The sequence below is a fragment of the Brunnivagina elsteri CCALA 953 genome (assembly GCF_002289455.1).
GTDB classification, from domain to species: Bacteria; Cyanobacteriota; Cyanobacteriia; order Cyanobacteriales; family Nostocaceae; genus Brunnivagina; species Brunnivagina elsteri.
The window spans coordinates 1-4,883 of record NZ_NTFS01000458.1 but is presented as its reverse complement, the minus strand read 5'-3'; the positions used below and the strand labels follow the sequence as shown (position 1 = coordinate 4,883).

Sequence of the window (4,883 nt, the reverse complement as noted above, 5' to 3'; positions counted from 1 at the left end):
GGCTACCTTTGGAAGTCACTCCGTGCCTACCCGCAGGGTACGCAGATGGGAGTGTACCTCACCCAAATGAAATGTGCATTATATATTTTATTGAATTAATCCACTATGTAATCACAGTGGGTTTATCCATTCCGGTATTTTCGCGAATTTGGGCAATTTCCTCAGCAATGCGAACCAAATCCCCTAAAGCTTCCTGTGTTTCCACATTTTGCTTCGCAACATCACCAGTAAAACTTTCTAAATAAAGTCGTAAAGTTGCACCTTGCGTACCCGTACCCGAAAGACGAAAAACGATACGTGAACCATCAGTAAAACCAATACGGATACCTTGATTTGTACTAACGCTACCATCCACAGGGTCAGTGTAACTAAAGTTGTCGCTGTACTCAACTTCGTAACTACCAAATTTCTTCCCCTTGAGATTGGGCATTGCTGCTTGGACATTATTCACAAGTGTATTTGCCCGTTGGGAATCCACCTCTTCATAGTCGTGACGTGAGTAATAATTACGACCATAAATCTGCCAATGCTCCTTGACAATTTCCTCAACAGATTGCTGACGAGATGCCAAAATATTTAACCAAAATAATACAGCCCAAAGTCCATCTTTCTCGCGGATATGATTGGAACCAGTACCAAAACTTTCTTCCCCGCAGAGAGTGACTTTATCTGCATCCATCAAATTGCCGAAAAATTTCCACCCTGTTGGTGTTTCATAGCAATCAATCCCTAATTTTGCCGCAACCCTGTCTGCTGCTTGGCTAGTAGGCATCGATCGCGCAATTCCACTCAACCCTTGAGCATAACCGGGAACCAGCCTAGCATTCGCAGCCAGTATAGCTAAACTATCGCTAGGAGTAACAAAGAACTTATTACCTAAAATCATATTGCGATCGCCATCTCCATCGGAAGCAGCACCGAAATCTGGTGCATATTCCCCAAACATAATTTCTACTAAGTCATGGGCATATACCAAATTTGGATCGGGATGTCCTCCACCAAAATCTTCCAGAGGTACACCATTTTGGACACAGCCAACACCACCACCAAGACGCTGCTCAAAAATCCCTTTAGCATAGGGTCCAGTGACAGCGTGCATGGAATCAATACACATCTTAAACTTACCACCAGTTAGCAGTTGTTGAATGCGATCGAAGTCAAACAGCGATTCCATCAAGTCTTGATAATCCTGTACCGAGTCGATTACCTCAACCACCATATTGTCAATTTTTGTCTCCCCCAATTTATCCAGGTTGACATCATTTGCCTCGATAATTTTGTAGCTATCAATTACCTTACTCCGAGCATAGATAGCTTCCGTGACCTTTTCCGGTGCAGGTCCACCATTGCTAATATTATACTTAATCCCAAAATCTCCATTTGGACCACCGGGGTTATGGCTGGCAGAAAGAATAATTCCCCCCAATGTCTTATATTTACGAATCACACAGGAAGCTGCGGGGGTGGACAAAATACCGCGATGTCCGACTTTAACCCGGACAAATCCATTAGCAGCAGCCATTTTCAGGATAATTTGGGTTGCCTGACGGTTATAGTATCTGCCATCACCACCAACAACTAAGGTTTCTCCCTGACAATTTTCCAGGGAATCAAAAATTGATTGGACAAAATTCTCTAAATAATGGGGTTTCTGAAATGCTGTGACTGATTTGCGTAAACCGGAAGTACCAGGTTTTTGGTCGCTAAAAGGGACAGTGGTAATGGTACGGATGTTCATAAGGTCATCAAAAAAAGATTGTGTTTTCTTGTTAGTTTTAGTCGATTCAAAAGGGAGCATACCAAATAAAAGAACCCCACCCTAACCCTCCCCTTGGAAAAGGGGAGGGGACTGGATTTCTAGTTTCCCCCCTTTGCAAGGGGGGATTAAGGGGGGTAATTTCGGGATAATTTAAGGTGAAACTAAGAACTGAGTAGGATTCAGCGAAAAAAGCATATTTAGAATGCTCCCCTTTCCCATGAAATAAATGTCCCACAAATTGCTATGCTAAAAACCGATAGGATAAATAGTTAATAATCATGCCTGCATCCACTACTCAAAATATTACAGCTTTTCCCTTGGCTGCCGTAGTCGGTCAGGAAGCGATTAAAATGGCATTATTACTTGCAGCAATCGATCCTGGTTTAGGAGGAGTTGCGATCGCAGGTCGTCGAGGTACGGCAAAATCTGTAATGGCTCGTGCTATCCACGCTTTACTGCCACCGATCGAAGTTGTCAAAGGTGGTGTTAGTAATTGTGACCCCAACCATCCCGAAGATTGGGATGATATTCTACTTGATGACCCCTCCCTAACCCTAGAATTGGAGGGAAAGACTGAAGTTATTCCCGCACCTTTTATTCAAATTCCCCTGGGAGTCACCGAAGATCGACTTTTAGGTTCAGTCGATGTCGAACAATCGGTAAAACAAGGTGATACAGTCTTCCAACCTGGGTTACTTGCGGCTGCAAACCGAGGTGTACTGTATGTTGATGAAATTAACCTCCTCGATGACCAAATTAGTAACCAATTATTAAGCGTACTCTCAGAAGGACGCAATCAAATCGAACGGGAAGGAATCAGCTTCCAACATCCCTGCAAAGCCTTATTTATCGCCACATACAACCCCGAAGAAGGGGCACTCCGGGAACATTTGTTAGATCGAATTGCGATCGCACTTTCCGCAGATGCCATACTCGAATTAGACCAACGCGTTGAAGCCGTCGAACAAGTAATATCATATTCGCGATCGCCCCAAGAATTTCTCCAACAATACGACGAGAATATCGATGGACTCAAAACCCAAATTATCCTGGCACGGGAATGGCTCAAGGAAGTAATTATTACCCGCGAACAAATCGAGTACTTAGTCAACGAAGCCATCCGGGGACAGGTTCAAGGACAACGCGCCGAATTATTTGCTGTACGGGTAGCAAAAGCAGCCGCAGCATTGGAAGGACGTAGTAAAGTTAATCCCGAAGACTTGAAACGAGCGGTGGAATTAGTAATTGTACCGAGAGCAACAGTAATTCAAACACCACCAGAAGAAGCACCACCACCACCTCCACAAAACCAAGAAGAGTCGGAAAACGAAAATCAACAGGAACAAGGAGAAGACGGAGAAGAGGGAGAAGACGGAGAGGAGGAACAAGAACAGGAAGGGCAAGAAAACGAAGAGTCAGAACAGGAAGCACCAGGGATTCCCGAAGAATTTATTTTCGACCCCGAAGGTGTAATTCTTGACCCCAGCGTCTTGCTTTTTTCCCAAATGGCGCAGCGTCGAGGCAAGTCTGGAAGTCGTACCTCCATCTATTCCGACGACAGAGGACGCTACGTCAAGCCAATGCTGCCCAAAGGCAAGGTAAAACGCATTGCCGTGGATGCCACATTACGAGCCGCAGCCCCGTATCAAAAATCACGTCGGGCAAAACGACCAAATAAAAAGGTGATTGTCGAGCAAATTGATATTCGTTCTAAGCGGTTGGTTCGGAAAGCAGGTGCATTAGTAATTTTCGTCGTTGATGCTTCCGGCTCAATGGCGCTCAACCGGATGCAATCGGCAAAAGGTGCGGTGATGCAATTACTGACAGAAGCGTATCAAAGTCGCGACCAAGTGGCATTGATTCCTTTCCGTGGTGAACAGGCAGAGGTTTTGTTACCCCCAACACGTTCCATTGCCTTAGCAAAAAATCGCTTGGAAAGACTACCTTGTGGTGGTGGTTCTCCCCTAGCACATGGTTTAACCCAAGCGGTGCGAGTTGGTGTTAATGCCCAAATGAGCGGCGATGTGGGACAAGTTGTGATTGTGGCAATTACTGACGGACGGGGTAATGTTTCGCTCTCACGTTCCTTAGGTGAACCCCAAGACCCAGAGCAAAAACCGGATATCAAAGCCGAGTTATTAGAGATTGCGGGGAGAATTAGGGCAATGGGAATCCAGCTTTTGGTGATTGACACCGAAAGTAAATTTGTCTCCACAGGTTTTGCGAAAGAATTGGCAAAAACATCAGGAGGTAAATATTATCACCTACCCAAAGCCACCGAACAAGCGATCGCAGCCATGACAAGAGGTGCGATCGCGGATATGAAAGCAAAGTAATGGTTAATGGTTAATTAGTGGAAACCCGGTTTCTCTCCAACGACAAAATCCCAAAGAAACCGGGTTTCTCCCCAACGATAAAATTGTGAATAGATGATGACAAAATTATGACTGTTGCCAAATCATCATTAGCATTAGAAAACTTTTTGAAACTCCCCGAAACAGAACCAGCAAGTGAATATATTGATGGTAAAATTGTCCAAAAACCAATGCCGAAAACCCGACATTCTCGACTTCAGGGAAAGTTAGTTACAAACATCAATCAAGTCACTGAAGATAAAGAAATTGCTTATGCTTTTCCTGAACTTCGTTGCACTTTTCAAGGTCGTTCTATTGTTACTGATGTAGTTGTTTTGCGTTGGGAAAATATTTGCTTTGAGGACAATGGAGAACCTATAGATGATGTTTTAATCCCTCCAGATTGGACAATAGAAATTCTTTCACCAGAGCAAAGTTCTAACAAAGTTACTGGTAACATATTGCATTGTTTAAAAAATGGTTGTTCGTTAGGATGGTTGCTAGAACCAGATGACCGTTCAATTCTAGTATTTAAACCCAATCAACAACCAGAATTTTTTCAAGAACAAAATATTTTACCTGTATTAAATGGGATTGAATTAACACTAACTGTAGAACAAGTTTTTGATTGGTTAAAGATGAAAAAATAGCTTTTTGTCAAAGGCTAAAATTATAGTTTGAAATCAAAGTAAAAAAAACAAAATTTTTTGGGATGGGCATCTTTATACCTTCCAATAAATTCTCCACAATTGTAGAGGTGGGATGAGTCC

Annotated in this window: 3 protein-coding genes; 2 read left to right on the top strand and 1 reads right to left on the bottom strand. The window is 43.3% G+C overall.

Translation table 11 applies throughout. The features are described from left to right. Positions 1 to 103 precede the first annotated feature (103 nt). Positions 104 to 1,738, bottom strand: a complete 1,635-nt coding sequence (locus CK510_RS26335) for an alpha-D-glucose phosphate-specific phosphoglucomutase (protein ID WP_095724482.1) — start codon at positions 1,736 to 1,738, stop codon at positions 104 to 106. Between the two features lie 299 nt (positions 1,739 to 2,037). Between CK510_RS26335 and bchD the strand changes: the two genes are divergently transcribed. Both bchD and CK510_RS26320 read left to right on the top strand, forming a co-directional pair. Next, positions 2,038 to 4,095 (top strand): magnesium chelatase ATPase subunit D, encoded by a 2,058-nt coding sequence (bchD, locus tag CK510_RS26325; protein WP_095724480.1) that lies wholly within the window; start codon positions 2,038 to 2,040, stop codon positions 4,093 to 4,095. Between the two features lie 107 nt (positions 4,096 to 4,202). Further along, positions 4,203 to 4,763, top strand: a complete 561-nt coding sequence (locus tag CK510_RS26320; RefSeq protein WP_095724479.1) for a Uma2 family endonuclease — start codon at positions 4,203 to 4,205, stop codon at positions 4,761 to 4,763. Positions 4,764 to 4,883 lie beyond the last annotated feature (120 nt).